Annotated in this window: 21 protein-coding genes and 1 other annotated feature; of the genes, 7 read left to right on the forward strand and 14 right to left on the reverse strand. The window is 54.9% G+C overall.

The features are described 5' to 3' along the window. The first annotated feature begins 487 nt into the window (after positions 1-487). Together ACFWUL_RS10090 and ACFWUL_RS10095 are read left to right on the forward strand one after the other, a co-directional pair. On the forward strand, positions 488-1,846 hold the full coding sequence (locus ACFWUL_RS10090; protein WP_416177186.1) for a Na+/H+ antiporter NhaC family protein: 1,359 nt from the start codon (positions 488-490) through the stop codon (positions 1,844-1,846). 334 nt (positions 1,847-2,180) lie between these two features. Further along, positions 2,181-2,756, forward strand: coding sequence for a nitroreductase family protein (locus tag ACFWUL_RS10095; RefSeq protein ID WP_416177187.1), 576 nt, complete (start codon positions 2,181-2,183; stop codon positions 2,754-2,756). 432 nt (positions 2,757-3,188) lie between these two features. On the opposite strand, the gene ACFWUL_RS10100 is transcribed toward ACFWUL_RS10095, so the two are convergent. The 4 genes from ACFWUL_RS10100 to ACFWUL_RS10115 all read right to left on the reverse strand — a co-directional run bounded on the left by ACFWUL_RS10100 (position 3,189) and on the right by ACFWUL_RS10115 (position 7,425). Next, entirely contained in the window at positions 3,189-3,899 is a 711-nt protein-coding gene (locus ACFWUL_RS10100; protein WP_416177188.1) for an SIMPL domain-containing protein, read from the reverse strand. A 338-nt stretch (positions 3,900-4,237) separates the two neighbouring features. Then, entirely contained in the window at positions 4,238-4,897 is a 660-nt protein-coding gene (locus ACFWUL_RS10105; RefSeq protein ID WP_416177189.1) for an RsiV family protein, read from the reverse strand. A 173-nt stretch (positions 4,898-5,070) separates the two neighbouring features. Beyond that, complete coding sequence (locus ACFWUL_RS10110) at positions 5,071-5,751, reverse strand: hypothetical protein (RefSeq protein ID WP_416177190.1); 681 nt, start codon at positions 5,749-5,751, stop codon at positions 5,071-5,073. Between the two features lie 162 nt (positions 5,752-5,913). After that, a complete protein-coding gene (locus tag ACFWUL_RS10115) occupies positions 5,914-7,425 on the reverse strand; it encodes a dihydrolipoyl dehydrogenase family protein (protein ID WP_416177191.1) in 1,512 nt (503 codons plus the stop codon). Between the two features lie 778 nt (positions 7,426-8,203). Between ACFWUL_RS10115 and ACFWUL_RS10120 the strand changes: the two genes are divergently transcribed. From ACFWUL_RS10120 to ACFWUL_RS10135, 4 genes are all read left to right on the forward strand, one after another. Further along, positions 8,204-9,094 carry a DUF2156 domain-containing protein gene (locus ACFWUL_RS10120; protein WP_297019560.1) on the forward strand — a complete coding sequence of 297 codons (891 nt, stop codon included), beginning with the start codon at positions 8,204-8,206 and terminating at the stop codon, positions 9,092-9,094. Between the two features lie 2,296 nt (positions 9,095-11,390). Then, positions 11,391-12,653 (forward strand): enhanced intracellular survival protein Eis, encoded by a 1,263-nt coding sequence (eis, locus tag ACFWUL_RS10125; protein ID WP_416177192.1) that lies wholly within the window; start codon positions 11,391-11,393, stop codon positions 12,651-12,653. Beyond that, the gene (locus ACFWUL_RS10130) at positions 12,640-12,930 is read left to right on the forward strand and encodes a GIY-YIG nuclease family protein (RefSeq protein ID WP_416177193.1); all 291 of its coding nucleotides are present in this window, start codon (positions 12,640-12,642) and stop codon (positions 12,928-12,930) included. Before eis ends, ACFWUL_RS10130 begins: the two co-directional genes overlap by 14 nt. Beyond that, entirely contained in the window at positions 12,927-13,550 is a 624-nt protein-coding gene (locus ACFWUL_RS10135) for a DUF2232 domain-containing protein (RefSeq protein ID WP_296099105.1), read from the forward strand. The genes ACFWUL_RS10130 and ACFWUL_RS10135 overlap by 4 nt, the downstream gene beginning before the upstream one ends. 994 nt (positions 13,551-14,544) lie before the next feature. Here ACFWUL_RS10135 and ACFWUL_RS10140 read toward each other — a convergent pair. The 10 genes from ACFWUL_RS10140 to ACFWUL_RS10185 form a co-directional block, all read right to left on the reverse strand. Then, complete coding sequence (locus tag ACFWUL_RS10140; RefSeq protein WP_297023165.1) at positions 14,545-15,702, reverse strand: ABC transporter substrate-binding protein; 1,158 nt, start codon at positions 15,700-15,702, stop codon at positions 14,545-14,547. A gap of 220 nt (positions 15,703-15,922) precedes the next feature. Further along, positions 15,923-16,123: a binding site (T-box leader), on the reverse strand. Positions 16,124-17,297: 1,174 nt separating this feature from the next. Next, on the reverse strand, positions 17,298-18,470 hold the full coding sequence (locus tag ACFWUL_RS10145) for an ABC transporter permease (protein WP_416177194.1): 1,173 nt from the start codon (positions 18,468-18,470) through the stop codon (positions 17,298-17,300). Continuing rightward, positions 18,464-19,129 carry an ABC transporter ATP-binding protein gene (locus ACFWUL_RS10150; RefSeq protein ID WP_416177195.1) on the reverse strand — a complete coding sequence of 222 codons (666 nt, stop codon included), beginning with the start codon at positions 19,127-19,129 and terminating at the stop codon, positions 18,464-18,466. The genes ACFWUL_RS10145 and ACFWUL_RS10150 overlap by 7 nt, the downstream gene beginning before the upstream one ends. A 476-nt stretch (positions 19,130-19,605) precedes the next feature. Then, positions 19,606-20,040: a hypothetical protein gene (locus ACFWUL_RS10155; protein WP_416177196.1), complete on the reverse strand. Its 435-nt coding sequence runs from the start codon at positions 20,038-20,040 to the stop codon at positions 19,606-19,608. Between the two features lie 216 nt (positions 20,041-20,256). Then, positions 20,257-22,101, reverse strand: coding sequence for an alkaline phosphatase (locus ACFWUL_RS10160; protein WP_416177197.1), 1,845 nt, complete (start codon positions 22,099-22,101; stop codon positions 20,257-20,259). A 1,112-nt stretch (positions 22,102-23,213) separates the two neighbouring features. Next, positions 23,214-23,381 (reverse strand): hypothetical protein, encoded by a 168-nt coding sequence (locus tag ACFWUL_RS10165; protein WP_297041640.1) that lies wholly within the window; start codon positions 23,379-23,381, stop codon positions 23,214-23,216. 491 nt (positions 23,382-23,872) lie between these two features. Further along, positions 23,873-24,040, reverse strand: a complete 168-nt coding sequence (locus ACFWUL_RS10170; RefSeq protein ID WP_416177198.1) for a hypothetical protein — start codon at positions 24,038-24,040, stop codon at positions 23,873-23,875. A 462-nt stretch (positions 24,041-24,502) separates the two neighbouring features. Then, positions 24,503-24,727, reverse strand: coding sequence for a DUF1659 domain-containing protein (locus ACFWUL_RS10175; RefSeq protein WP_273187952.1), 225 nt, complete (start codon positions 24,725-24,727; stop codon positions 24,503-24,505). Positions 24,728-24,758: 31 nt separating this feature from the next. Then, positions 24,759-24,920 (reverse strand): DUF2922 family protein, encoded by a 162-nt coding sequence (locus tag ACFWUL_RS10180; protein ID WP_416177199.1) that lies wholly within the window; start codon positions 24,918-24,920, stop codon positions 24,759-24,761. Further along, the gene (locus ACFWUL_RS10185) at positions 24,917-25,153 is read right to left on the reverse strand and encodes a hypothetical protein (protein WP_416177200.1); all 237 of its coding nucleotides are present in this window, start codon (positions 25,151-25,153) and stop codon (positions 24,917-24,919) included. The genes ACFWUL_RS10180 and ACFWUL_RS10185 overlap by 4 nt, the downstream gene beginning before the upstream one ends. A 107-nt stretch (positions 25,154-25,260) precedes the next feature. Here ACFWUL_RS10185 and ACFWUL_RS10190 point away from each other — a divergent pair, with 107 nt between their 5' ends. Further along, a complete protein-coding gene (locus tag ACFWUL_RS10190; RefSeq protein ID WP_273314958.1) occupies positions 25,261-26,142 on the forward strand; it encodes a DMT family transporter in 882 nt (293 codons plus the stop codon). Positions 26,143-26,289: the final 147 nt, after the last annotated feature.

Below are 26,289 nucleotides of genomic sequence, written 5' to 3' on the forward strand. Positions count from 1 at the left end.
GATTCCCATACCGCAGGCGGACCAGCTTTTCTCGCTGCTAAAAGCTGGCAGCGAGCAGCCCCCGCACGTTTGCACGCCCACTCACCCATCCGTCACCCGGCCCACAGGGCCTGACCAGCTCAAGGCACAAGGCTGAAGGCTCAAGGCCCGCGGCGAAGCCTCTGTATTCCCGAAGCAGGAAAGATTCCTTCACTCATCGCAGCTGTAGCGATTCTTAACTACAGAGTCACCTGCCATGCTGACACCCGTGGGGAAGCGTGTCACTGGATTCTCAGTCGCCTGCGGCTCCCTGCAGCACGGCTATCAGCGACTCACGATGATTTGCGCGTCGCTACGCTCCTTCAAATCATGTTCGCTGCTGTGACTCCAGTTCCCTTGCCACCGGTTGAAATAACGCGGACCAATTATCAAAAATCAGCGGCGCCATATAATTTGTGCGCCGCACCACCACTCCTAACTCCTAACTCCAAACTTTCACGAGGTTTCCATGAACTACAAATCCCCAAACCGGGCAAATCCCTTTGCCCTTCTTCCCTTTATCATATTCATCGCCATTTACCTGGGCGCCGGCATTTACTTCCAGCTCCAGGGAACGGCCATGGCCTTTTACCAGTTTCCTTCGGTCACCGCCATGTTCATTGCCGTGATTTCCGCTTTCTGCCTCAGCCGGGATCCCATTATGTACAAGTTCGGCATCTTCGCCAGGGGCGCCGGCAATGACAATATCATGACCATGCTCATGATCTACATCCTGGCCGGCGCTTTCTCCGCCGTGGCCGCTGCCATGGGCGGAAGGGATGCCACGGTGAACCTGGGCATCAGCCTCATTCCGCCCCAGTTCCTCACGGCCGGCATTTTCCTCATATCCGCCTTCATGGGCACCGCCACGGGAACCTCCATGGGCACCGTAGCCGCCATCATCCCCATTGCCGCGGGCATTGCGGAAAAAAGCGGCATCCCTGCGCCCCTGCTCCTGGGCGCCTGCGTAGGCGGCGCCATGTTCGGCGATAACCTGTCCATGATTTCCGACACCACCATTGCCGCCACCAGGACCCAGGGCTGCGAACTGAAGGATAAATTCCGGGTGAACTTCCTCATCGCCCTTCCTGCCGCCCTCTGCACGGTGGCCCTGTTCATGGTCCTTGGAAATCCGGGTACCGCCGTTCCCGCTGCCGGGGACTATACATTCCTGAAGGTTCTTCCCTATATGGCGGTGCTCCTGCTGGCCCTGGCAGGGCTGAATGTATTCCTCGTCCTGGTGACAGGCATCTTCCTGGCCGGCATCATCGGCATCGGCGAAGGAACCCTCACCATCATCACCATGGCCCAGCAGATCTGGACCGGCTTCACCAGCATGAACGAAGCCTTCTTCCTCGCCCTCTTCTGCGGCGGCATTTCCGAAATGATTTCCTACTACGGCGGCATTGCCTGGCTCATCGAGAAGCTGCAGAAGAGCATCCGGAATACGAAATCCGCCCAGGTGGGCATTGCGGTCCTCGTATCCCTCGTAGACTGCGCCACCGCCAATAATACCGTGGCCATCATCGTGTCCGGGGACGTGGCAAAGAAAATCAGCACAAAGTACCGGGTGGACCCGAGGAAATCGGCGTCCCTCCTGGATATTTTTTCCTGCGTTTTCCAGGGGATCCTCCCCTACGGCGCCCAGCTTTTGACCGCCGCGGCCCTGGCCTCCCAGAGCGGCCTCACCATCAATACATTGGACATCGTACCCCACATGTGGTACTGCTTCTTCCTCGCCATCTTCGGCCTCATCTCCATCTTCATTCCCTATTCCGACCGGGTCATAAGGAAACACCCATGGAAATGGGAGGATAATCAGAAGTGAGAAGTGAGGAGTGAGGAGTGAGGAGTGAGGAGTGAGGAGTGGTTGTGGCGGCGCACAATTCATAGAGCGCCGCTATGCTTGATAACCGGTCCACGTCATTTCGACCAGTGACACGCTTCCCCTCGGGTGTCAGCATGGCAAGTGAATCTGTAGTTAAGAATTGCTACAGCTGCGATGAGCGGAGAAATCTTTCTTGCTTTGGGACACACAGGGACTTCGCACAACCTTCAGCCGCTTTGTGGCAGCTGCGCTCCTCAATCACCTGCGGCGAAGCCGCTGGACCTCAATTCTCGACTCTCAATTCTCAAATCTATTACTCAAGGAGGATTAAACTATGGATTTCAAAGAACTTTCCGTCAAATGCCGTACTTACCGCCGTTTCCAGCAGAAGCCCATTGCTCCTGAAATTCTGGAGGAGCTCATGGAGAACGTGCGCATCGTTTCCAGTGCCATGAACGGCCAGGTTCTCCGGTATGTGCTTGTAAAGGATCCGGAATTGGTAAAGGCCCTGCAGCCCGCCATCCACTGGGCCGCTGCCCTGCCGAAGGAACTGGGCACCCCGAAGGAAGGGGAGCAGCCGGTCTCCTTTATCCTGGTCTGCAAGGAAGCCCATGCCAACCCCTGGTCCGATATCGATGTGGGTATTGCGGTACGGAATATTGCCCTCAACGCCTGCTCCTACGGCATCGGCTCCGCCATCCTGGGAGCCGTAGAATGGAATAAGGTCACCTCTATCCTGGACGTACCGGAAGACTGGAAGCCAAGGCTCCTCGTGGCCCTGGGCTACCCGTCCTGCGAAAGCCACATCGTGGAAGTCCCCGCTAACGGCAGCATCAAGTACTACCTGGATGAAAACAAGAACTACTGCGTTCCCAAACGGGCACTGAAGGATATCTGCATTGTGAAATAGGGATAACAGAAAAAGAGCCTTAGAAAATGGAATCATTTTCTGGGGCTCTTTTCTGTTATCCCAGATTGAGATAGAGTTTGAGATCGAGGAATTTAGCCTGTGGCGCTTGTATGGCTAAGTCTGCGTGCGACCAAGCGGGGGCTTCTAGCTGCTAGCTTTTAGCTTTTAGCTTTTAGCTTTTAGGAAAGCTCCATAGCCTGCGGCGCCTCCCAACAACTAACCTCTGACTGCTTCTCAGCCACCACTGGGGTAAGGATTCTGGTAGGCCCGGCCCACAAGGCCTGAAAGCCCAAGGCTAAAGGCTCAATGTCCGCACCCGTTTGCACGCCCACCTGGCCCCCCAGCGCACCAAGCGAACCAGCTTTCCTAGCAGCTAGAAGCTAAAAGCTAACAGCCCCATGCCAGTGACTCTATCCGTGAGCACGCCTCCCATCAGTCGATCTCAAAGACCACAGTCACCCGGCCCTGCATCTTCGATTCACCGGGATCAATGGGCGTAGTGCTGTCCTCTACCCGGGCAGCCGCCAGCTTTACATTCATCATCCGATAGGGGACCACATTCACATTGTCATCACTGGCAGAAATGACATTCACCACACTCCGTCCCAGGGCGGACGCGATGATTTTTGCCTTCCGGTACGCATCTTCCGTCGCCTTCTTCAGGGCCTCATCTTTGTACACCTCCGGATAGGCCACGGAGAAATCCACGGAATCAATGCGATTGGCCCCGGCTTCCACAGCGGCGTCCATGACATTACCGGTCCTGGACAGCTGGTCCACCACCACCTTCATGGAATTGGTGCAGCGGTATTCCTTCACCTTTGCATTGCCCTTGCTGTCATAGGTCTGCTGGGGATAAATATTGTAATTCTGGGTCTCGATTTTTGAAGCGTCTGCCCCGGCCGCAATGACCGCATTTCGTACGGCGGTCATGGTATTTGCATTTTCCCGGGCCGCCGCTTTCACATTGGGAGAAGATGTCTCCACGGACACGTTGATGGTGGCCATATCGCTCTTCGCCGTGACCTCGCTGGTACCGGTAACCGTGATACTCCGCCGTGCCGGCTCTTCCGCCTGAACAGCTGCGCAGGAAACAGCGAGGAGTCCTGCTGTCATGAGAACAATCCATTTTTTATTCATCATAAAGCCTCCTAAAATTGACCATTGGTCATATTATATATGCTTCCTTCTTACCTGTCAAATGGCCCTGTATCTCTGGAGATTCATACCAATGGCGGCCTGTTGGTGATGGATTTGGGAGTCGAGTGAAACATGGAGATCCGGTATCTGTGCCATTTCTCCATCAATCCATCCTGCGCCTTTGGCGCGGCCCTTCTCCAAGGACCTGCATTTTTACTGATTATCTTACATTGAGATATTTACCGTCCGTGATATTTTCTGCTACATAGCGTTTGAAGCCCTCGATCCTGACGGCAGCCTCGATTTATCACCTTTTGCCGCCAGGAAACCGGACCTCAACTCTATATTTTCCCCATATCTATGGCAATGAAGCCGCTGGAATAGGGGGCGATTTCATACTGCTGGAAAACCAGGTACAGGTGGCCGTCCTTTCCGATATAGAACGTATCCGGCAGTTTCCGGATGGTATGGTATTTTTCAAAAATCGGAATCTGCCTCTCCCGGCACTGGATTTCAATCTGCCGGTTCACTTCTTCCACCGTGAGCGTGGGCATCTGTTTCTCCAAATCCCGTATGGTCACCCGATGGCCGAGGCGATCAAAGGTCATGGTATGGGCATAGCTGGTGGGATGGGCCGCCCGATCAGGGTAGGTGGACGTGACCAGGAGGAAACTGGTGTAGGGGCTGTCCTTTCCCGCCATCCCTTCCTGCCAGGAAATCCAGCCCTCCGTCTTCCAGGTGCTGTTTCTCTTTGCCAGGGATTCCTCAAAGGAACGGGCCTTCCCTTCGATGGCCCCATTAATCCGTGCCCGGGTGAGGAGATTGTCCCCATGGTACACCGGAAGCTTCACATGGAGCCTATCCCGGTCCAGGACCTCCGTAGTGAAGACGTTGTCCATCTCTCCCACAGAAAGAGAGGGCCCCAACACCCACTCCGCCGAAGCTCCTCCGACCGGTGCCAGGAGAATGGCAGCGGCAAGGGCTATGTATTTCAGTTTCATGATTACGCCTCCTTACGGAAAAGGATTGAATGAAGAGAATGGAAGCCTGGCGGCTGTCTAGCCCAAGGCTCAAGGCCAAAGGCCCCGTCCCAAATGACACCAACCACATGCCGTCCATCTGCCGCGAAGCGGCTGGACCTCAATTCTCAATGTTAATCTCAATTCTTTCCCTTTCACACTTTCCCAATAGCCACAGAAAATACGCCCTCATCAAAGGGTGTCAGGTCATCCTGCTGGTAAATGGCATAGACCACCCGGTTCTTTCCTACGTAGAAATTCGTGGGGAGCTCGGTGACTGTGTGGTTCTCCAGCAGGGTGATGCCCTTTTTCTTTGCCGTGGTCTCTATACAGTGGTTCACATCGTCCACCGTGAGATTCGGGAGAACCGCAGAGAGATCCATGAGATTTCCGGTGCCGTCAAAGTTGAGGCCCTTGGCGAATGTCACGCCGTGTTCCGCGCCGGCAGACAGTTTCTGCTCGATAAGGACGATGCTGGTGATGCCCTCATTGTTGCTGATGAAATTGCCCACCAGCCCCTCATGCCAGCTCATCCACCCATCGGTGGTGACTGTCTCGTTATCTTTTTTCAGTTCCTCCAGGAACCGGGTTTTCTCACGGGCAATGGCGGCATTCACGTTGCCCGCATAGGTATCATTATTCAGGTGGGCCACCAGGTACGGGCTCCGGAGCAGTGTATTTCCCAGATGGTAATCGTCGGTCCGGAAGGCGCCGGACTTCTCGGACACCTTCACCCCCAGTCCCGGCCACAGGGAGGCTTCGGAAACCGGCATACCTCCCAGCAAAAGGGCCCCTCCCAGGAGCAGCAGGAGTCCCCCTCTTTTCCAATTCATCATATGCTTCCTTTCTTATATGAAATCTGGGAAAAAGTAGAGAGTTCCGTTAAGATCCAGCGTCAAAGCCGCGACAGTCCCAACCGCCAGCTGCCGGACTCCCCATCCTGCCGCAAAGCGTCCGGAACTCAATTCTCTTTCCCCCAACTCTCAATTCATTCCCATTTACTTCTTCTCATAATAATATCTCGTCCACATGACCACTTCCGACAGGGAAGGGTGGGGCGTCATGGTTTCGCTGAAGGTATATACGGAACGGGGCGGAAGGGTCCTTGTCAGGGGCAGGGCCCGGAGTTTTTTCGCCGTTTCCGAGGCAATGTCTTCATGGATGGGACAGATGGTATGGGTGCCTGCCATGAGGGCATCCACGAAGGGCTGGATGAGGATAGACGCTTCAGGGCCCACGATATGAGCGCCCAGGATGTCCTTCGTTTTCCCGTCAATCACCAGCTTCACAAAGCCGTCATCCGGATCTCCCGGTTCATAGCCCAGGGCATACCCCTTGGCGGAGGTGGAATAATGGTTCACCGCCGTTTCCACGATATGCCCCTTTTTCTTTGCCTCTTCCTCCGTCATTCCCACATGGGCCGCTTCGGGATAGGTATAGGTCACAGCAGGGACGGCGCTGTAGTCCGCCCACCGCCACTGTTCCGGAGCGTTTCCAGAGAAGAGGTTATGCGCCAGGATTTCGGCCTCGTAGTTTGCCTTGTGCCGGAAAGGAGCCTTCCCGTTCACATCCCCCAGGGCCCAGATGCCTTCTGCCGTGGTTTCCAGGAATTCGTTGGTTTCGATATATCCCCGCCGGTCCAGCCGGACATCCGTATTTTCCAGATGCAGCAGTTCCGTCATGGGGCGAATTCCCGGAGCCACCAGGATTTCTTCGGCCTCCGCCGTCCCTTCTTCCCCGGTAGTCCTGTCCCGGAAGGAAAGGACCTTCTTCCCGTTCTTGACCGTGACTCCCAGGGTTTCTTTATTGAGTTCCACCGCTATGCCGAGCCTGCGGAATTCGGCCAGCAGGAAATCGGACACCACCGGTTCCTCCTTCGGCAGGATCCGCACATTATGCTGCACAATGGTCACCTTCGTACCGGCCGTACTGAAAACATGGGCAAACTCGCATCCAATGGGACCGCCGCCGATGATGAGGAGACTCTCATAGGGCTTCTTCGGGAAATCGGGACCGAAGAATTTTTCCGAATCCACGTACCCCGCCTCTTCGAGCCCCGGAATATCAGGGATATTCGTCCGCCCGCCGGTGGCGATGAAAATCTTTTCCCCCTTCATGGTGAGGGTTTCCCCTCCATCCAGGGACACCAAGAGAGTATGGTTATCCAGGAAAGACGCGGTTCCGCTGTAGGTGTCTACATTGGGAAACTGCTCATAGTATGTACGGATAGCCGGGCTTTCTTCGATTTTTTTCCACACCCGCTTCGACACCACATCCCAGTCCATCCGGACATGGTCCGCATAGACGCCGATGCGGCTTCCTTCCCGGGCCTCCCTGACCCGGTTCGCCGCCGTCACCATGACCTTGGTAGGAATGCAGCCCCTGTTCAGGCAGGTCCCGCCGAAACGGCTCCGCTCGATGACCGCCACGGACAGCCCCTTTGCCAGGGCGGCGTCGGTGACAATATTGCCGGCTCCCGTGCCGATAACAATGACATCGTAGTTTTTCATAGAAATCCTCCTTATTTCCTGTTTGGAAAAGTGCAGAAATTTCTTACCATATTTATAAGAGTCTATATCTATAGTATGATGGAAAAGGCCCCATTTGGCAAGGGTACCCTGGTGATGCATCTCAATCACATTTGGGATAATGATTAATGTTGACGAAAGAGGAAGCACTACTGTTGCATACCGATTTCAAATACTGCAGACTCTAAATCTAACTCGTCATCTCGAGCGGTGGTAAGCGCCGTAATGACATAATACGCAAAAATAGAATGTGAGATAGAGTCGAGAGATCTCCCAGATATATGCCTCTGACGGTCTTACAACGCTAAACACGGTTAGAAAAACTGTATTCCCAAAAGCAAGAAAGATTTTGGGGCTCATCGTAGCTATAGCGACTTTTACCTGTACAATTATTTTGCATGCTGCCACCCGAGGGGAAGCGTGTCACTGGATTCTCAGTCACCTGCGGCTCTCTGCGAATCCAGTTCCTTTGCCACCGCTCAAAATGGCGTTATGGGGGTAGTTCCCACTTGCGAATCTATTACTAAGTTATCATATAATTAAGTTATCATTAGCACAAATATGATTGAGTCAAGGCGCTAGTTTCTTTCGGCCTCAAGCTTTATCGTGAAAGAGGAAAACGGCGGCATGGCCTCCATGGGACCGTTGAAATGGCAGTAAAGTCTCTCTTTTTTGCTCATTTGCCCTGTTGTGGTACAATGGTATAATAAGTATTCAAAAAATTAAATGTTTCACAGGCATACCTGTACCATACAAGGAGATGGACATCATAGAATTCAAATCGTTTCGCATTGAAGACAAGCCCCTGATCGACGGCTTTTTCAAAGTTCACCATTATGAGCAGATTGACTGCACATTCAACACCCTCTTCCTCTGGCAGGAAGCCCACGACACGAAGTGGGCCGTGGAGGATAACATCCTTTTCATCCGGGCCGGCCAGGGAAAGGATATGTTCTTCCTTCCGCCCTTTGCAGAAAAGGAAGAAGACTTCGTCCACGGACTGGACCTGATTCACCGGGAACTGGACAAGGCGGGCATGGAATTCCGCCTGAAATCCGCCTCCCGGTGGGTGACAGAGCAGATCGAACGGCTCTGCCCCGGGAAATATGATTTCATTGAAGACCGGGACAATGAGGAATACGTGTACCGCACGGCGGACATGATTTCCCTGCCGGGGAAGAAACTCCGGATGAAGAAGAACCACCTGAATTCCTTCCTCCGCCAGTATTCGGACTACCAGTATGAACCCATTACGAAGGACAACATGGAAGACGCCAAGGCCGGCATCCATGAATGGTTTGAGCGGCATGGGGACATCGAAGAAGAAGAGGAAGCCATGAAGCTCTGCTTCGACAACTGGGATGCTCTGGGCGTAAAAGGCGCCATCATCCGCATCTACGGCAAAGTAGAAGCCTTCACGAACGGGGACCTGGTAAACGAAAAGATGGCCCACATTATCTTCGAAAAGGCAAACCCCAATATCCGGGGCCTCTACCAGGCCATTAACCGGGATTTCCTGCTCCACGAATTCGCGGACACCGAATTCGTGAACCGGGAAGAAGACCTGGGCGTCCCGGGCCTCCGGGAAGCCAAGATGGGCTACAACCCGGACCACCTGACAGAAAAATTTGATGTGGTGCTCAAGAAATAGATTTGAGAATTGAGTGAAGAGAATTGAGGTTCTGCGGCTCCGCCGCAGGATGGATTGATGGAAGCGCCGCCGGCAGGGCCTGTCTGACATCTGCAGTCTGACCGTCTGATGTCCCCGCCCCAAATGACACCATCCACACTCCGCCCGCAGGCCTGACTGACGCTAAACGATTGCCGTCATTTCGAGCGGTGGCAAGGGAACTGGATTCGCAAGGAGCCGTAGGCGACTGAGAATCCAGTGACACGCTTCCCCACGGGTGTGAGCATGCCATATGACTCTAAAGGCAAGAATCGCTACAGCTTCGATGAGTCGAGAAATCTTTCTCGCAGTCGGGAATACAGGTCTTTTCAACCCCTCTCCGCCCTTCGGGCACCTCCCCCCTGGCGCACTTCGTGCTTGGGGGGAGGCTTGGGCAGCGTCGTTTCCACGTTTTGGGGATAGAGTCATCAGGAATCCAACGGCGGCGAAGCCGCGATAGCCCCAGCCACCAGATACCAGCCACCAGCTACTGACCTGCCGCAGGCTGGCCAGCTTTCCTGACAGCTAACAGCTAGCAGCTAGAAGCCCCCGCACGGTCGTACGCGAACCCACCCATCCGCCTCCCGGCCCGTGGCTCCGCCGCAGGATGGATTGATGGAAGCGCCGCCGGCAGGGCCTGTCTGACATTTGCAGTCTGACCATCTGATGTCTCCGCCCCAAATGACACCATCCACACTCCGCCCGCAGGCCTGACTGACGCTAAACGATTGCCGTCATTTCGAGCGGTGGCAAGGGAACTGGATTCGCAAGGAGCCGTAGGCGACTGAGAATCCAGTGACACGCTTCCCCACGGGTGTGAGCATGCCATATGACTCTAAAGGCAAGAATCGCTACAGCTTCGATGAGTCGAGAAATCTTTCTCGCAGTCGGGAATACAGGTCTTTTCAACCCCTCTCCGCCCTTCGGGCACCTCCCCCCTGGCGCACTTCGTGCTTGGGGGGAGGCTTGGGCAGCGTCGTTTCCACGTTTTGGGGATAGAGTCATCAGGAATCCAACGGCGGCGAAGCCGCGATAGCCCCAGCCACCAGATACCAGCCACCAGCTACTGACCTGCCGCAGGCTGGCCAGCTTTCCTGACAGCTAACAGCTAGCAGCTAGAAGCCCCCGCACGGTCGTACGCGAACCCACCCATCCGCCTCCCGGCCCGTGGCTCCGCCGCAGGATGGATTGATGGAAGCGCCGCCGGCAGGGCCTGTCTGACATTTGCAGCCTGACCATCTGATGTCTCCGCCCCAAATGACACCATCCACACTCCGCCCGCAGGCCTGACTGACGCTAAACGATTGCCGTCATTTCGAGCGGTGTGAGCATGCCATATAACTCTAAAGGCAAGAATCGCTACAGCTTCGATGAGTCGAGAAATCTTTCTCGCAGTCGGGAATACAGGTCTTTTCAACCCCTCTCCGCCCTTCGGGCACCTCCCCCCTGGCGCACTTCGTGCTTGGGGGGAGGCTTGGGCAGCGTCATTTCCACGTTTTGGGGATAGAGTCATCAGGAATCCAACGGCGGCGAAGCCGCGATAGCCCCAGCCACCAGATACCAGCCACCGGCTACTGACCTGCCGCAGGCTGGCCAGCTTTCCTGACAGCTAACAGCTAGCAGCTAGAAGCCCCCGCACGGTCGTATGCAAGCCCATCCATCCGCCTCCCGGCCCGTGGCTCCGCCGCAGGATGGATTGATGGAAGCGCCGCCGGCAGGGCCTGTCTGACATCTGCAGCCTGACCATCTGATGTCTCCGCCCCAAATGACACCATCCACACTCCGCCCGCAGGCCTGACTGACGCTAAACGATTGCCGTCATTTCGAGCGGTGTGAGCATGCCATATGACTCTAAAGGCAAGAATCGCTACAGCTTCGATGAGTCGAGAAATCTTTCTCGCAGTCGGGAATACAGGTCTTTTCAACCCCTCTCCGCCCTTCGGGCACCTCCCCCCTGGCGCACTTCGTGCTTGGGGGGAGGCTTGGGCAGCGTCATTTCCACGTTTTGGGGATAGAGTCATCAGGAATCCAACGGCGGCGAAGCCGCGATAGCCCCAGCCACCAGATTCCAGCCACCAGCTACTGACCTGCCGCAGGCTGGCCAGCTTTCCTGACAGCTAACAGCTAGCAGCTAGAAGCCCCCGCACGGTCGTACGCGAGCCCATCCATTCTTCACCCGGCCCGAAGGGCCTGTCCCACTCAAGGCCCGCGGCTCCGCCGCTGGACCTCAACTCTCAACTCTCAATGTTACTCTTTCTTTCCCCACCAGGAGGACATTATGCAAATACGAAAAGCTTCCGAGAAGGATACGGAAGAAATCAAAGCCCTCTGGGCTTACTGCTTCGAAAAGCCATCGGACCCCTTCTTCCAATGGTATTTTACAGACCTCTACACCCCATCCACGGTGCTGGTGGGCGAAGAGAAGGGGCAGCTGGCCTGCTCCCTCCACCGCCGGCCCTATACGGTCCGGGTGCGGGGCCGGGATTTCCCTACGGACTACATTGTAGGAGTATCCACCCACCCCGCCGCCCGGGGCCGGGGCTTTGCCTCATCCCTTCTCCGGGGGGCTTTCCATATGGCTGCCAAAGAGGATAAACCCTTCGTGATTCTCATGCCCTCCGCAGCGTCCTACTACCTGCCCCTGGGCTTTGGTTTCTACGTGCACCAGTGGCAGCGGGAAGCATCGCCGGAGGAATTGGCGAAGATTGCAGAGCGCCCCGCAGCCGCCCGTACCCTGGATAATGACTCGGACTGGAAAGAGCTTGCCGCCATCTACGATGATTTCGCAAAGAAACGGAACGGCTATACCCTTCGGGATGAGGCCTCCTGGAAATCCCATATCAAGGGACAGCTGCTGGAAGGATACATCGCCCTGGTGTATGATGAAAAAGGCCCTTCCGGGTACCTGTTTTACACCATGGACGACAGGAAACTCATTGCCACGGAAATGGCCTATGCCCGGGAAACGGGACGCCGGGGACTCTACGCCTTTATGGCCGGCCACCGGGGCTCCGTGGACCGCTGCCTGTGGCAGGAACCGCTGGATGACCGGTCCTTCCGCTACTGGAATGACGGCGCCGAACATACCTATATCCGGAACCGGACCTTCCCCTACATGATGGCCCGGATCACCGACCCCGTCACCGCCTTCGACGGCCTCCCCTGCCCGGAAGAACTGGAAGGAGAAGAGCTGGCATTCCAGCTGGTGGATTCCTTCCTCCCCGATAACAACGGCATCTACGTGCTCCGGGCGGAAAACGGGAAAATCAGTGCCCTGAAAGAAGACGTCTTCTACAGCCTGAAGTGCCACATCGAAGACATTTCCGGCCTCACCCTGGGAGAGGGGATCCCGGAACCGGCCTTCTGCATTAACGCAGGAAGCCTTGCGGAACTCTTCATGGGCGCTGCCAGCCTGGAAGAGCTGGCGGACCTCTCCAAAATCCAATGGCTCCAGGCGGATGAAATGGAAAAAGAACGGGTCCTGTCCCTGGCAGGAACCATGCTCCCGGCAAAGAAGAACTGGATCAATGAGTGGTTCTGATAAAGGGAGAACCTATTTCACCTACATGGTTCGCTGCGCCGACGGTTCCCTCTACACCGGCTTCACGGTAGATGACCTGCAGAAACGGATCGACACCCACAACGCCGGCAAAGGTTCCCGGTACACCAGGAGCCGGCTCCCGGTGAAGCTGGCCTGGTACGCCGCCTTTACCACGGAACACGAAGCCCGGTCAATGGAATGGCACATGAAACAGAAAACGAAAAAAGAGAAGGAAGCCCTGGCCGCTTCCTTTGGAAAGGACAGAAAAGAACAGTGAATTCATCGGTACAGAAAACCAGGTACCTCACAGAAGCAGCGGCAGCTGCTGCCATTGCGGCGCTGCTGGTGCTCCTGAAACTCCTGGCTCCCTTCTTTGTATTTATTACCATGCTCACCTCGGCGGTGCCCATCGCCATGATCTGCAGCCTCCACGGCATGAAATGGGGACTGGGAACCAGCCTGGCGGAAATCTTCCTCGTCAACATCATCGGCGGCCCGGAAATCGGATTCACCACCGCCTTCTATGCGGCGGCACTGGGACTGGCCATGGGATACGGATTTCGGCACAACCTGTCCTTTGCAAAGACCCTCCACCTGACGGCATTGGCCTACATCGTGGAAATGTCCTATAAAATCGCCGTATCCATCTATATTCTCGGCATAGCCGACGCCCTCACCAGCGCCATCGACCGCTTCGTCTCCATGATCCAGTGGATCTGGAAACCCCTGTCCACGGTCTTCGGCTTCGACCCGGACCCGGGAAAGGCAGTCTTCACCACCTCCGGCATGGTCATGCTGGGCCTCGTCTTCATCCTGAACGCCTACTGCTACGCCTACCTGAACCAGGAAATCGGCCGGGAAATCCTGAAGCGCCTGAAAGCGGGGAGAAGGATATAGTGAGACAGTGGGACAGTGGGATAGTGAGTTAGTGAGTTAGTGGGTCTGCGGCTTCGCCGCAGACCTTTTATATTGGGACTGTAGACGAGATAGATTTGAGATTTGAGAGTTGCGAGTTGAGGTTCAGCGGCAGAGCCGCAAAAGGCTGCATACTAATGGATTTCTCACCTTTTGAGAATATCAATAGCATGCAGGCCCTTGGAGAAGGGGGGCAGGCCAAAGGCCAGGGGATGGATCCACCTCGCAGAGGCGGGTTCTGCGAAGCAGACGGAGGTCAGCTCATAGAGGCGCCGCAGGCTGAACCTGTCTGACATCTGCAGTCTGGCCGTCCGATGTCTCCGCTGATGACACCATCCACACCCCACCCGCTGGCCTGACTGACGCTAAGCGATTGCCGTCATTTCGAGCGGTGGCAAGGGAACTGGATTCGCAAGGAGCCGTAGGCGACTGAGAATCCAGTGACACGCTTCCCCACGGGTGTGAACATGCCATATGACTCTAAAGGCAAGAATCGCTACAGCTTCGATCAGTCGAGAAATCTTTCTCGTGGTCGGGAATACAGATCTTTTCAACCCCTCTCCTTCCCTTCGCAGCAAATGCACCCCCTTGTTGAGATCGAGATCGAGGTCGAGATTGAGGCCGAGGGAGCCAGCCTGCGGCGCTTCCATCACCATCTCTCAGCCCCGTGGGCAGCTCTCTTCGGAGAAGAGAGCCTCCTGCAGAGTCATTTCCACGTTTTGGGGATAGAGTCATCAGGACTCCAACAGCGGCGGAGCCGCGGGACCTCAACTCTCAACTCTCAAATCTCAAATCTTTCTTTTTACCGCAGGCTGACCATCTTTCCTGAAAGCCAGCAGCCAGCAGCTGGAAGCTCCATACGGTCGTACACCAGCCCATGTACCAACAAAAAAAGCAGCGGGACTGCACGATCCAACAGCCCCGCTGCTCTTCGGTTTTCACCGGAAATGGTTATTCTTTTATCAAAGTCTATCTATTAAGCGAAAGGAACCCACTTTCCATCTTTCACCTGGAGAACGTCCAGGTCCATCTTCGGATCCCTGTGGTCATCGAACTGGAACTTGCCGGTAGCCCCTTCGAAGTCCTTGATCTGGGCCAGGGCATCACGGAATTTCTTGCGGTCCGTGGTGCTGCCGGATTTTTCTACGGCTTCATGCATAACGTAAATGGCATCGTAAGCCTGGGCAGAGAACTGGTCCGGTTCGTGGCCATATTTTTCCTTGAATGCTTTCCGGAAGTTCTGTGCCTTTTCGGTCTTCCGTTCCGCGTTCCACGGAGTAGCTACGAGGGTGCCTTCTGCAGCGGCGCCGGCCTGTTCAATGTATGCCGGGCTGTTGAAGCCGTTGTTGCCGATGATGGGCTGGTTCATGCCCATTTCACGGGCCTTCTTTACGATGAGGGCCCCTTCCTGGTACAGGCCGGCGATGCAGATGACATCGGGGTTAGCAGCCTGGATCTTTGTGAGCTGTGCAGAGAAATCCGTATCCTTGTCGGCGAAGGTTTCGGTATCGATGATGTCGATACCCATCTTCTTGAACAGTTCTTCGTAGATACCATGTTCACCGACCATCTGGTCATTGTTGTTGGAGTACATGATAGCTACCTTCTGGAAGCCCAGCTTGTCATGGGCCTTCTTTACGGTAATCGGAATGGCCATCTTACCGGGGATAGCGTTCCGGAAGATATAGTCGCCGATGTCCGTGATGCCAGGAGCGGTGGTGCCGGTACCAAAGGCAACCATCTTGGACTGCTGGGCAATGGGGCCTGCGGCAAACATGGAGCCCGAAAGGGTCGGTCCTTCCACGGCGAGGACCTTATCCTGCTCGATGGCCTTCTTCATGGCGTTGATGGCTTCTGCCTTGTTGCCCTTGGTATCGTAGGTCTTGAGGTCGATCTTGATCTTGGTGTTCGGATTCTTATTGATTTCTTCTACCGCCAGTTCCGTGCCATCCTTCATGGCCTGGCCATAGGCAGCGGCCGGGCCGGTGTAAGCGCCGAGGAAACCGAATTTGACGGTCTGTGCACCGCTGGTGTCACCGCCTGCCTTCTTGCTGCCGCCGCATCCTGCGAATGCGCCGCAGATTGCTGCTGCTGCCATAATTGCTGCCATACCTTTTAACCATTTCTTCTGCATAGTGAAAACCCCTTTCGTAAAATGCTGTTCCTACCTTATTCCTTTTTGACCAACTTCTGATGACACAGGGATGAAGAAAACAAAAACGCCCCTGTCGGCAGTCTGATGCTGCCGACAGGGGCGGATGTTCCGCGGTACCACTCTGGTTTATCTCTCTCGCCGCCGTATATATAGAATGCCCCTGTAAAACAGAACGCCCCTACCTCCAGCCTGCGCCGGAGATAGGGGCGAATTGATTCGCGGTACCACCCTACATTATACTTGCGGTTCCATATTCGTAACGTGAATGGACGTTCCTGCTTACTATATTCGGCTGGAAAGCTCTCGAGTGACTAACAGTAAACCCTCGTCTGCCGGTTTTCATCACCCACCGGCTCTCTGCAAGATCAAAGGCAACCTTTTTCTCGTTCATCGCTTGTATGTATTTCGCTTTCAGAAGCTTGTAGACATAATACATCCTGCCTTTTCATCTGTCAAGACAGGAAATGAAGTTTTTCAGAAAATTTTCCCAAGTACAGTTAGAGCCCTATATGCAGGGGCTTTGAGCTTTGAGCCTTGAGCCTTGAGCTGGACAGGCCCTGCGGGGAAAAGAAAGAGTTGAGATTTGAGAGTTGAGATTTGAGGTCCAGCCTGCGGCGCTTCCATCAATCCCCGTCACCATCTCTCAGTCCCGTGGACAGCTCTCTTCTGGGAAGAGAGCCTCCTGCAGAGTCATTTTCACCTTATACGGTTACAGTCATCAGGATTCCAACAGCGGCGGAGCCGCGATAGTAAGCCTTCCCCTCGAGGGGAAGGTTTGGTTAGGGTGGTTGACTATGCACGTTAATATGCCAGGTGAGAATACAGGAAATTACATTCCCACCAATAGGACCCTTTCGGATGCCCCTCTCCGCCCTTCGGGCACCTCCCCCCTGGCGCACTTCGTGCTTGGGAGGGGAGGCTCGGGTAGAGTCATTTTCACGTTTTGGAGTTACAGTCATTAGGATTCCAACAGCGGCGAAGCCGCAAAAGAAAGCCTTCCCCTTGAGGGGAAGGTTTGGTTAGGGTGGTTGACTATATACGCCAGCATGCTTTGTGAGATAAACGGAATCTCACTTTACCTGTCGATTCACTCCAAGCGCCCCTCTCCGCCCTTCGGGCACCTCCCCCCTGGCGCACTTCGTGCTTGGGGGGAGGCTTGGGTAGAGTCATCTCCACGTTACAGGGTTAGAGTCTTTAGGATTCCAACGGCGGCGGAGCCGCTGGTCGTTATCATAATGCGGCGCCATATGAATTGTGCGCCGCCACCTTTGCGGCAGAGCCGCTGACCGATCCGCTCAAGGCCCCGCACCAAATGACGCCAACCATCTTCTATCATCTGCCGCAAAGCGGCTGGACCTCAACTCTCAAATCTCAATGTTACTCTTTCTTTTAGGCTCAAGGCCCGGCCCTTAGTGACTCCAACCGTCCCCTGCCCAGCACCGCAAGCGGACCAGCTTTCTTGACTGCCAGCAACTAGAAGCTAGAAGCCCCGTGCCGATGACTCTATCCATCAGTATGCAAATCAGCAGCTCCGCCGCGGGACCTCAATTCTCTTTCCTCAAATCTCAATTCTTCTACAGATACTGCGACACATCTTTCCTTCCCAGAAGCGCCGCCGGGATGAGGCCTGCCACCATGCCGCAGATGGTGATGACCGGGATAATGAGGAGTCCCCGCCAGTCCGGGGCGGTGACCATGGTAATGGCCGCCGTATTGGCGATGGCCCTCGCCGTGAGGAGGCTGCCGCCGTAGGCAGCGCACCAGCCTGCGAGGCTCCCCAGGAAGAGGAGCATCCCCTCCTCCAGGAGGAGCAGGGACCGGATCTTCCCCTTTCCTGCCCCCAGGGCCTCCAGGAGTGCCAGCTCCGGCAGCCGGGACAGGCCGCTCCAGTACATGACGAGAAGCGTAATGATGAGGGACATGGCCAGGAGGGAAATAACGAGGGCCTGCCAGAAGCCCCTGGTCTGGCCCACCATGGCGTAGAGGGAAATGATGGACTGGGATGGGAAGACCATCTGGACCTCCTTATTCTTCTGGTACGACGCCAGAAGTTCCATGGCTTCCTTGTAGCCCTTCGGCACCACGAGAAGTGCCGTCACTTCCCGTTTCGCCTCTTCCTTTTCCCCGTGGGCTTCCCACACGTCCTTCATGTCGATGAAAATGGCCGTATCATAGGGGCCGCCAACAGGGGAAAGGATACCTGCCACTTTGAAGGGGTGCTCATGGGCATGGCCCTTGGCGGAGGTGCCATGGACGGACTTGAAGGTATCCCCCACCTTGAGGCCCGTGAGCCGGGCGGTCTCACTGCCGATGACTGCTTCCCCGTCGTTTTGGAAAACCCGGCCTTCGCCCATGGCCAGCCAGGGGCCTTTATTTTTCTTTGGCCGGTAATCAAAGAGGGCTGCATCGGTACCGGCGATACGGAAGCCCCGGTAGTTATCGCCGAATCCCAGGGTGTACACGGCCTGGGTCTTGCCGCCGTCTTCCAGTTTCTTCATTTCTTCATAGGAAATATTGCCCACCGGCCGGTCCCGAAGGAACACCGTATTCAGCACCAGCTGGTACGCAGAGCCCCGGGCTCCTGCCAGGATAGGAAATGGTTCCACCGCCCGGTTAATGCCTGCATAGAGGCCGCCGGTGACCTGGAGAATGTACACCGGCACCGCCGCGGTCACCAGGATCAGGAGGAACAGGAGCAGCTGCCTCAAAGGCCGCCGGAAAAGGGACAGGAATGCCAGTTTCAGCATGGGAGGAATCCTCCTTTCTGCACATCGTAACGCTTCGGGAAACGGTCCATCACCCGTTTGTCGTGGGTGGCGCAGAGAAGGGTGGCTCCGGACTTCTGCTGGTAATCCAGGAGGATATCCATGAGCTTCCTGCCGTTTTCCTCATCCAGGGATGCCGTAGGTTCATCGGCCAGGAGGAGCGATGGACGGCGCACCACCGCCCGGAGGAAGGACACCCGCTGCTGCTGGCCGCCGGAAAGGTGGGCAGCCCGCCTGTTTCCCATGCCCGAAAGGCCGACGTCAGAAAGGAGGTCCTCGATTTCACTGTCCTCCACGGTGCGGCCCGCCAGCTTCGCGGAGAGCCGGATATTCTCCTTCACCGTGAGCCAGGAAAGAAGGAGGGGCTTCTGGAATACGTAGCCCACCTTCTCCGCCCGGAACCGGCACCGCTCTTCCATGGAAAGGCTCGTGAGCTGCACATCATCGATGACAATATCCCCATAGGAAGGGGTGAGCATGCCTGACAGGCAGTGAAGAAACGTGGTCTTCCCGGTGCCCGAGGGTCCGGTAATCACTGCCAGGCCTCCGTCGTCCAGGGAAACGTCCGGCACCGAAAGGGCCCGGAGTTTCTTCCCCTCCCCGTCAGGGAATTCACAGATCAGATTTTGTACCAGAATCATAGGAACTCCTTTGTTGAATAGTGGGTCAGCAGCTTCGCCGCAAAAGAAAGAGTAACATTGAGAATTGAGAGTTGAGGTTCAGCGGCAGAGCCGCGAAAGACTGCATGCTTATTGGTTATCTCATAATTGAAAAATAACCTTAAGCGAGTGCCCCCTTGGAGAAGGGGGCGGCCCGAAGGGCGGGGGATGGATTCGCCTCGCAGAGGCGAGACCTGCGTAGCAGGTGGTTTTCTCCAAATTCCCGACCATCCATCCTACGCCTTTGGCGCGGCCCTTCTCCAAGGGCCTGCATTTTTCGGGTCATCTTACACTGAGCTGCTTACCATTACGGTATCTCACGGTCCCGCCGCGAAGCGGCTGGAACTCAACTCTCAACTCTCTTTCCTCAAATCTCTCCCTTTCCCACAGAAAAAGGCCGTGAATGGTGGAACCATTTCACAGCCCTAATCAGTCAAACGATGGGCCGGCAGGAGAAATCAGCTGTCGATGGAATCTGCATGGATTCTCAGCTGGCTCACAAATCCGGTTTCTTCGTCGGTCTCACTGCCTATCTCCAGAGTGCCTGTAACGGTGATGGGGGTATCGTAAGGGAGTGCGGTAATGGGGTCGTCTACTTTGACAACGATGATGTTATCAGGCCAGTCTGCGTCACTGGAACAGAAGGGGCAGACAGACATAGGGACTTCAGTGAGCACGAAGAAATGTATGGTCGGCGTCAGTGGCGGGGCCATGTAGCCCGAGATGGTCACTGTGCCGCCTTCAAGACTCTGCACCTTGTCCGAGAAAGTGAGACCGTCGGAGGAGTAGGAGGAATAAATTTCGTCAAAAGATAACTCTTCCGCCTCTGCCGCCGGAGCCGCCACCATGAACAGGGATAGAATCATAAAGGAAATCAAAAGTAATCGTTTCATCAATCATATGTCCTTGGAAGTGTGGAAATTGGGGGAGTAACCTCCCCCATCTATGGGGGAGGTGCCCGAAGGGCGGAGGGGGCTCTCCGGATTGGCTCTATTGCCAATCCTGCCAATAGGATTGATTCATCCTGCCATCGACCCCCACCACCGCTGACGCGGTCCCCCTCCCCCATAGATGGGGGAGGTTAACTGCTCAGGGATTTTCCCTCTTTCTTACTTCTTATTCTTTGTTGCGTCGATGCCGAGGGCTCTCATCATGCCGAAGAAGACTTCCGTATTATCCATGGTGCCATGGAAGTATTCGGAGCCAGGGCCGCCGGCATTGAGGAGAATATCATCGGCGGAATGGCATTCCTGGGGATCGTCCTTCGGGGTGTTGGCCGGCATCAGTTCAGCCGGGTCGCCCGGATGGATACGAGCCGGGTTTGCCTTGGAGGAAGCATGGGATACCTGGTGGTATTCTACGTTGTCCCCGTTCTTTACCGCTTCTTCCTTCGTTTCCGTTACAGCCAGGGCCGGCGGAGTCGGGGTCTTCATGAAGTGGTAGTTTTCATAGTATTCCGGATGGTTAGCGTACTGGACAGCCAGGGTCACATCGGGATCCGGGTTATCCGGGAAGCCATCGTGGTCGGCATCCTTGAATGTGGGGAAAATGGAGTTTGCATAGACCCGAACGGCTTCGGTACCCTTCTTGCCATCCCGTTCATGGTAGGTGCCGCTGATGGAAATGCCGTGTGCATGGTCGGCGAGGACGATGATCAGGGTGTTGTCGCCGTGTTCCTTCGCCCACTGTTCAGCGTATTCGATGGACTTATCGAATTCGATGGTATCGTAGGCTGCCCGCTGCCAGTCCATGACATGGAGCTGTTTATCGATGGAAGCCCCTTCAATCATGGCGAAGAAGCCGTTCGGGTTCCTGGAGAGGATGTCCAGGGATTTCTTTGTCATGTTCATGAGGTTCGGCTGGTCGTCGAAGCCCTTCAGGACCTTCGGATTCTTCAGCATTTCCCGGTCGATGTATACGTTCATGGTGCCCGTATGGAAGAGGCCCAGCAGCGGCTTGTTGTCCGGAGCTGCCATCATTTCTTTGGAAGTGGAAGCGAAGGTGTATCCCAGGTCCTTGAAATCCTGGATAATATTGTCGTTATCCTTTCTCTTGGATCCGGGAACGGATTTCGGCAGGTAACGGGCAGAGCCGCCGCCCATGATGACGTCCGGGCGATGGTAAGCATCGAGGTAGCTCTTAGCCAGGAAATCCTGGTTGGCTCTCCGGCGGGTATGGCCGATCATGGCAGCCGGTGTAGCATCGGTGGATTCCGCCTGGGTGATGATACCGATGGACATGCCTCTAGTTCTCTTGAGGATTTCAGAAATATTTTCTACCTTCGGATCATCGAAGGGATCCTTTGTGGAATCTTCATAGACACCCATGGCATTGACCACGGACTTATGGCCTGTAGCATAGGCGGATGCGGAGTTCGCACTGTCGGTAACCAGGGAATCGTAGCCGGAAGTGGTGATCACTGCGTTGTGTTCCAGTTTTTCCATAGCCAGCAGGTCATTGTACTTGCCGTTGGTCATGCCCTTGGAAAGGATGCGGGCAATTTCACGGGCCTGGGGAGACATGCCGTCACCCACGAAGAGGATCACGTTCTTTGCCTTCTTCACAGCCGCTTCATGGACCACATTGTAGCCGGCGGTGGCTTTGGAAACACCAAGGCTGTCCTTTGCATTGACAGTCACTTCTACCTTGCCGGTCTTAGCAAAGTCCACATCATCGATGCGGTAAGAAGTCACACCGTTTCCGAGATCCTTTGTGACTGCTTTCTTACCGAAGAACTTCTCTGCCGGAACACCGTTCACCTGTACGTCCACGGACTGCAGGTTCTTGGCGTTGGATACTTCCACATCGAAATCAAAGCGAGCGCCTGCCCAGAACTTGGCGGTGTCTACCGGAAGAATCCGGATAGCCGATGCCTGAGAAGGAAATGCGCCCCCAAGAAGGGCACCTCCTGCCAGTACTGCGCAAACAGCTGCTTTCATCCATGCTTTTTTCATACCTCTGCTCCTTCCCTTGGAAAGCACCAACCTTTGACCGTGCTCTCCCGATGAATAGTATTCATCACTTCTTTTATTGTTGTTCTGAGTTCCATGATACGGAAAAAATGCAACGGTTTCGGCAGGAATTTGTATGGAGATAGAAAAAAGAAAATTAGAAATAAAATAAAAGTCCAACATTTTTGACGGAATGTGGACTTTTGTAAATAGATTGAAAAAAGCAGAATTGAGACTTGAGAGTTGAGATTTGAGGTCCAGCCTGCGGCGCTTCCATCAGAATCCCTCACCCCGGTGGGGAGCTCCCTTTGAAAAAGGGAGCCTACTGCTGAGTCATCTCCACGTTTTGGGGGCAGAGTCTTTAGGATTCCAACGGCGGCGAAGCCGCTGGTCGTCAACACGTAATGTTACTCTATCCTTAATCATGCAGGCCCTTGGAGAAGGGCCGCGCCAAAGGCACAGGATGAATCCGCCTCGCAGAGGCGGGTTCTGCGAAACAGAGGACCAGAGTGGTTAGAGTCGATTACAGGAATAACGATACCGGTAAAATGACTCTGCCGTAAAACGTCATTTCGAGCGGTGTATAGCGCCGTAGTGACTGTATCTGTAAGAATAGTATGTGAGAAAGAGTCGAGAAATCTTTCTGGTAAATGACTATGACGGTGTTACAAAAAGAGAGTTGAGGTCCAGCGGCTACGCCGCCAACAGAAAACAGTTTGTCACAGATGACTTTATCCGCATAAAGCGTCCCCCCTTAGAGAAGGGGTGCGGCCAAAGGCCGGGGGATGGATCCGCCTCGCAGAGGCGGGTTCTGCGAAGCAGACGAAGGTTAGCTGATAGACGCGCCGCCGGCTGGACTGTCTGACATCTGATTGCCTGACCGCCTGATGTCTCACTTGCGAAAATTCCACCACCATCTCTCAGCCCCGTGGGCAGCTCTCTTCTGAGAAGAGAGCCTGCTGCAGAGTCAATTTCACGTTTTTGGGATAGAGTCATCAGGATTCCAACGGCAGCACAGCCGCTGATAGATAGCCTCCTTCCATCGAGTAGGAGGCGGGCTTCGGCCCGCCGACCTCTCACACCACCGTACGTACCGTTCGGTATACGGCGGTTCTTTAGTTTTCGCATTCCTGCTTATGCAAGTCTGCGATGATGTTGTTGTTTTCAGCAATCCTCACATGGATGGGCACTCCGGCATATCCTTGCTGTTCCGCAGCTGCTTTCTGCCAGTAGTCTTCTTTCTGAAGTTGTCTGCCTTTAAGCCCATGGTTGGTTACTTTCATTGACTAACATCTCCTAAAGTTCGGCCCTTCCCAGATGCCTATGAGCCATCTGGTACTATGGCCTCTGCTGACTTCTCACGGCAAATCTTATTTCAACCACAGCACAGCCCAGTAAATACAGCCTTATTCTGCTGTGTCCGTGAGACCTCCCCAGGTAAGAACGCACTCTTTCTCTCCATATATCCGCCACATGTACTCTGCAGGATTCCGTACAGCTATGGGATTTCAGTTTGTCGAGCAACCTTATCCATCCTGCCGTAGCCTTATGTGGTTCTTGTACATCGGACCGGAGATTTGCCTGCACCTTCCTTCAGATTCCACCTCACGATGGACACCCTTGGTGTTCGGCTATGACCTTCCCGCTGTCGGGCGGTCTAGGGACTTTCACCCTTAAGAGTGCGCCCATGCTGGGCACACATCGAGTAGGAGGCGGGCTTCGGCCCGCCGACCTCTCACACCACCGTACGTACCGTTCGGTATACGGCGGTTCTTTAGTTTTCGCATTCCTGCTTATGCAAGTCTGCGATGATGTTGTTGTTTTCAGCAATCCTCACATGGATGGGCACTCCGGCATATCCCTGCTGTTCCGCAGCTGCTTTCTGCCAGTAGTCTTCTTTCTGAAGTTGTCTGCCTTTAAGCCCACGGTTGGTTACTTTCATTGACTAACATCTCCTAAAGTTCGGCCCTTCCCAGATGCCTATGAGCCATCTGGTACTATGGCCTCTGCTGACTTCTCACGGCAAATCTTATTTCAACCACAGCACAGCCCAGTAAATACAGCCTTATTCTGCTGTGTCCGTGAGACCTCCCCAGGTAAGAACGCACTCTTTCTCTCCATATATCCGCCACATGTACTCTACAGGATTCCGTACAGCTATGGGATTTCAGTTTGTCGAGCAACCTTATCCATCCTGCCGTAGCCTTATGTGGTTCTTGTACATCGGACCGGAGATTTGCCTGCACCTTCCTTCAGATTCCACCTCACGATGGACACCCTTGGTGTTCGGCTATGACCTTCCCGCTGTCGGGCGGTCTAGGGACTTTCACCCTTAAGAGTGCGCCCATGCTGGGCGCACACGCAAAAGGCCGCGGATTTCTCCGCGGCCTTTGCCGTTTATACCTCAGCCTTCCACGAGGTCACCGGTATCGATTCTCCGAATCCCTGCCAGAGGCATGGAGGAGAGACCTGCCAGGGCGGTCCCTGCATCCAGGAGCTCCTGGTCTGTAGCGCCCAGTTTGATCTGTCCCAGAGACATGGTCTTCACGGCGGTTTTGCCGTAGCTGTCAGTACCATTCTCGAAACGAATCTGAACCTTTACGTCGTATGCTTCCTTTTTCACTGCCATAGTATGACTTCCTTTCTACCTTTACAACAAGTCAGGCCAGCTCTTCTTCAGAGGTGGTGATTACAGTGGCTTTTTCCAGGTCCGTCACATCTGCCCCTGCGCTGGTGACGAGGACGGGAATCATTTTCGCTGCTGCCGCTTTGACTTCGTCCAGAGTCACATTATCCCTGGGATTGGCCAGGGTAATGGTCATGGTGGATTTACTGTTGGTTTTGAATACGAGTGCCAGATTTTTCTTGGGTATCCTTCCTTTCTAAATGAAATCTCCAGGAGAACCGTAGAAAGCCTGCCGCCCGGGCCGGCTCCGCTCTCTCCGTTTCTCTGTGTACATAGTCCGGTCGAGGAATGCCCAGTCTCAAGAAAGGGAAATAAAAAACTTTCCCCTGCTTTTCCATCTCCCCTGCGCCGCCAGGAAACATCTGTCATTCCCTCCGCCCCTCCTGCCGGACCTTTCAGGAAAGAGCGCCCTTCCTTGCGGCCCTTATTTCCATTTGTTATGATATGCTCGTAAAACAGGCTGAAAGGATGATTCGATGACTGCTGATAGGAAAAAAGGGCTCCTCTCTGCCTCTGCCGGCTCCGTCTTCTGGGGCAGCAGCGGCATTGCAGGCCAGTTTCTTCTAATTAATGAACATATAGCCCCTGCATGGCTTACCTTTTTCCGGCTCCTGACCGCCGGATTTCTTTTACTTCTTCTGACCCATTTCTTCAAAGGAAATATATCCGCCCTGTGGAAAGACCGGAAGGATCGCCGGGACCTCCTCATTTTCAGTGCCTTCGGCATGCTGGGCACCCAGTACGGCTACTTTGCCTCTATCCAATACAGCAATGCTCCTACCGCTACCATTCTGGAATACCTCATGCCTATCCTAATCATTTTCTGGTACTGCCTGTCAGAAAAGAGGCGGCCCCGGATGAGGGAGCTTTTCTGCGCCTTCTTCGCCATCGCCGGCACGGCCCTCATTGCCACGGGCGGTGACTTCAAAAGTCTGGCCATTTCTGAAAAAGCCCTTTTCTGGGGCCTTCTCTCAGCCCTGGCCTGTGCCCTCTATACGGTGGAACCGGTGCGTATCATTAAGAAATACGGAGCGCCCCTGGTGGTAGGCTGGGGGATGTTCACCGCCTCCTTCTTCCTCCTGCCGGTGACAGCCCTCACGCCTTTCACCGGCACCGTGGATACATCCGTACTCCTTGCCTTCGCTTATGTGGTCATTTTCGGCACGGTCTGCTCCTTTGTTCTCTACCTCAGCAGCGTGGCCTATATCCTCCCTACGGAAGCCAGCATTATTTCCGCCATCGAACCGCTGTCCTCCATTCTTTTTTCCTTTCTCATCTTCCGCCTCACCTTCGGTTTCTGGGAGCTCCTCGGCATGGCCCTCATCATCCTGGCCGTGGCAGCGGTGGCAAGGAAATAAGGGACCCATTCGCTGGAAAACCCCTGCCTGCCGTCATCCATGCGCTTTGCAGATTTGCGGGGAAACCGTATTTCCACAGGCAGTAAGGCTCAGACGCCTTTGGCGCCCGGATGCAAGCCGCCATGGGGCTCCGCCCCTGGATGGCCC

Origin of the sequence: Dialister sp. (assembly GCF_047832375.1) — a bacterium.
In the GTDB taxonomy this organism is placed as follows: domain Bacteria; phylum Bacillota; class Negativicutes; order Veillonellales; family Dialisteraceae; genus Dialister.

What these genes read in the sequence shown, in the direction of transcription:
- ACFWUL_RS10165 (WP_297041640.1), bottom strand. Translation starts at nt 23,381, where the DNA reads ATGAAAGTAACCAACCATGGGCTTAAAGGCAGACAACTTCAGAAAGAA.
- ACFWUL_RS10100 (WP_416177188.1), bottom strand. Translation starts at nt 3,899, where the DNA reads ATGATGAATAAAAAATGGATTGTTCTCATGACAGCAGGACTCCTCGCT.
- ACFWUL_RS10120 (WP_297019560.1), top strand. Translation starts at nt 8,204, where the DNA reads ATGGACATCATAGAATTCAAATCGTTTCGCATTGAAGACAAGCCCCTG.
- ACFWUL_RS10145 (WP_416177194.1), bottom strand. Translation starts at nt 18,470, where the DNA reads ATGCTGAAACTGGCATTCCTGTCCCTTTTCCGGCGGCCTTTGAGGCAG.
- ACFWUL_RS10180 (WP_416177199.1), bottom strand. Translation starts at nt 24,920, where the DNA reads ATGACCATTACCCTGGCCAATCCCAGGGATAATGTGACTCTGGACGAA.
- ACFWUL_RS10130 (WP_416177193.1), top strand. Translation starts at nt 12,640, where the DNA reads ATGAGTGGTTCTGATAAAGGGAGAACCTATTTCACCTACATGGTTCGC.
- eis (WP_416177192.1), top strand. Translation starts at nt 11,391, where the DNA reads ATGCAAATACGAAAAGCTTCCGAGAAGGATACGGAAGAAATCAAAGCC.
- ACFWUL_RS10090 (WP_416177186.1), top strand. Translation starts at nt 488, where the DNA reads ATGAACTACAAATCCCCAAACCGGGCAAATCCCTTTGCCCTTCTTCCC.
- ACFWUL_RS10140 (WP_297023165.1), bottom strand. Translation starts at nt 15,702, where the DNA reads ATGCAGAAGAAATGGTTAAAAGGTATGGCAGCAATTATGGCAGCAGCA.
- ACFWUL_RS10190 (WP_273314958.1), top strand. Translation starts at nt 25,261, where the DNA reads ATGACTGCTGATAGGAAAAAAGGGCTCCTCTCTGCCTCTGCCGGCTCC.
- ACFWUL_RS10185 (WP_416177200.1), bottom strand. Translation starts at nt 25,153, where the DNA reads ATGACAGATGTTTCCTGGCGGCGCAGGGGAGATGGAAAAGCAGGGGAA.
- ACFWUL_RS10160 (WP_416177197.1), bottom strand. Translation starts at nt 22,101, where the DNA reads ATGAAAAAAGCATGGATGAAAGCAGCTGTTTGCGCAGTACTGGCAGGA.
- ACFWUL_RS10105 (WP_416177189.1), bottom strand. Translation starts at nt 4,897, where the DNA reads ATGAAACTGAAATACATAGCCCTTGCCGCTGCCATTCTCCTGGCACCG.
- ACFWUL_RS10110 (WP_416177190.1), bottom strand. Translation starts at nt 5,751, where the DNA reads ATGATGAATTGGAAAAGAGGGGGACTCCTGCTGCTCCTGGGAGGGGCC.
- ACFWUL_RS10150 (WP_416177195.1), bottom strand. Translation starts at nt 19,129, where the DNA reads ATGATTCTGGTACAAAATCTGATCTGTGAATTCCCTGACGGGGAGGGG.
- ACFWUL_RS10115 (WP_416177191.1), bottom strand. Translation starts at nt 7,425, where the DNA reads ATGAAAAACTACGATGTCATTGTTATCGGCACGGGAGCCGGCAATATT.
- ACFWUL_RS10155 (WP_416177196.1), bottom strand. Translation starts at nt 20,040, where the DNA reads ATGAAACGATTACTTTTGATTTCCTTTATGATTCTATCCCTGTTCATG.
- ACFWUL_RS10170 (WP_416177198.1), bottom strand. Translation starts at nt 24,040, where the DNA reads ATGAAAGTAACCAACCGTGGGCTTAAAGGCAGACAACTTCAGAAAGAA.
- ACFWUL_RS10095 (WP_416177187.1), top strand. Translation starts at nt 2,181, where the DNA reads ATGGATTTCAAAGAACTTTCCGTCAAATGCCGTACTTACCGCCGTTTC.
- ACFWUL_RS10175 (WP_273187952.1), bottom strand. Translation starts at nt 24,727, where the DNA reads ATGGCAGTGAAAAAGGAAGCATACGACGTAAAGGTTCAGATTCGTTTC.